The sequence below is a fragment of the Vibrio sp. genome (assembly GCF_047973365.1).
Taxonomy (GTDB): domain Bacteria; phylum Pseudomonadota; class Gammaproteobacteria; order Enterobacterales; family Vibrionaceae; genus Vibrio.
Window position 1 is genome coordinate 1 of the sequence record NZ_JBKEBW010000046.1, and the last position, 1,558, is coordinate 1,558.

Below are 1,558 nucleotides of genomic sequence, written 5' to 3' on the forward strand. Positions count from 1 at the left end.
ATAGATAGCAAACGGTGGATATATAGGTTAGGTAGATAGAAGGGGAGGGGTTGGCAGCATCTGGTGAGGGTAAGGGCAGGAATCCGGCACCATGGACCACAAAATTTAAGAACAGAAATTAAGTTAATGCAGCACAGATAGATAGCAAACAGTGGATACGTAGGTTAGGCAAGGGAGATGGGATTGGCAGCATTGGGTAAGGGTGGGGATAGAAATATGGCACCATGGACCTTAAATAGAAAGATAAATAACGTCAGTGCTGCTGGAGGCTGCTTTTGGGGGAGTAAGAGCAGGAATATGGCATCACGGACCATTAATAATGACAAAAAAAACAAATTAATGTAGGATACTTAGCAAATGGTAAACTCTAAACACAAGGAAGAAAAGAGGGACTGCGTTAGACGGTAGTACAAGCTTGAATATGGCTTCATGTAGTGTAAATGACGTAAAAAATGAAGCTACACGTAAGATCAGCGGCAAGTGGTGGATACAGTGCATAGAGTGGTGAGGCGGGAATGAGCACAAGCCGGGATGTGGCGTCATGGAGCGTTAATAAAGTCCCCGGTGCTGCCGCGTAACGCCAGGAAGAGCATCTGATCTTAAACCCTCAAGCCAAAACCTCAAAACTGCGACCATACTGTTACAAAGATAGGTTAAAGCTGACAAGACAAAGAAGAACAAAAAAAAGAAAAGTTGAAGTAGAAGAGGAAAGAAAGAAGAGGAGGGTCGTAATTAATTAAGAACGGATTTGAAGTGTTATTTAGTACAGACACGGGACAAGGAAAATCTTTATTCATTGTAGGATAAGTCCGTGCAGGAACATCCCATTACCGAACACAGACAAGGGCATAGAGGAAGGTACAGGTGAGGTAGGCAGGGGCAGGAAAGACTACACACCAGATACAATGAGATAATGAACAAGGCTGCATCTAAGACAGAGCTGGAGGCAAGTATAAGAGTTAGCTTAGAAAATGGACAGGAGCAAAAAGTCTTAATGCGTGAGATTTATAAAAGAGGTAAGAGGTTTGTTGCATGCAGGATAGACAAGGGGCAAGGAAGAGGATGCGTATCGAATCAAGAAGGAGAGGGACGGTGTTGCACGTTCGATAGATATGATACAGGCAGGAATATGGTATACAGGATAGAGAAGGGGGTAAGTAAGAGGCTTGAGAGTATCGAGAAGGACAGGAGCGGCTCACACATAAGATAAAGAAAGATATATTGTTGTATCTAGAGAAGGGGTTAAGTAAGAGGTTCAAGAGTATAAAAAAGGGCGGGAACGGGGTATATAAGAGGGTTGAGGGAATAGAGAAGGGCAAAAATGATAAAGTTGAGAGAATAGAGGACGGGGACGGCTTTACATATAAGAAAGATAAAGAGAGAAATTCTGTTGCATGTAAGGTAGAGCAAGAGGGTACGTAAGAGGTACAATAGGATACAACAGGGCAGGGACAGCTTCGCACATTGATTTGATAAGATAAGGAATAAGGTTAAACGCAGGACAGAAGGGGGGGCAGATGTGAGCTTGTTTAGGGAATAGATATAAAAGAAGCAACAG

Annotated in this window: 1 protein-coding gene; it reads left to right on the forward strand. The window is 43.0% G+C overall.

What is annotated here, in order from left to right; translation table 11 throughout:
- Positions 1–913: 913 nt before the first annotated feature.
- Positions 914–1,210, forward strand: a complete 297-nt coding sequence (locus ACK5MF_RS06625) for a hypothetical protein (protein ID WP_416920546.1) — start codon at positions 914–916, stop codon at positions 1,208–1,210.
- Positions 1,211–1,558: the final 348 nt, after the last annotated feature.

What these genes read in the sequence shown, in the direction of transcription:
- ACK5MF_RS06625 (WP_416920546.1), top strand. Translation starts at nt 914, where the DNA reads ATGAACAAGGCTGCATCTAAGACAGAGCTGGAGGCAAGTATAAGAGTT.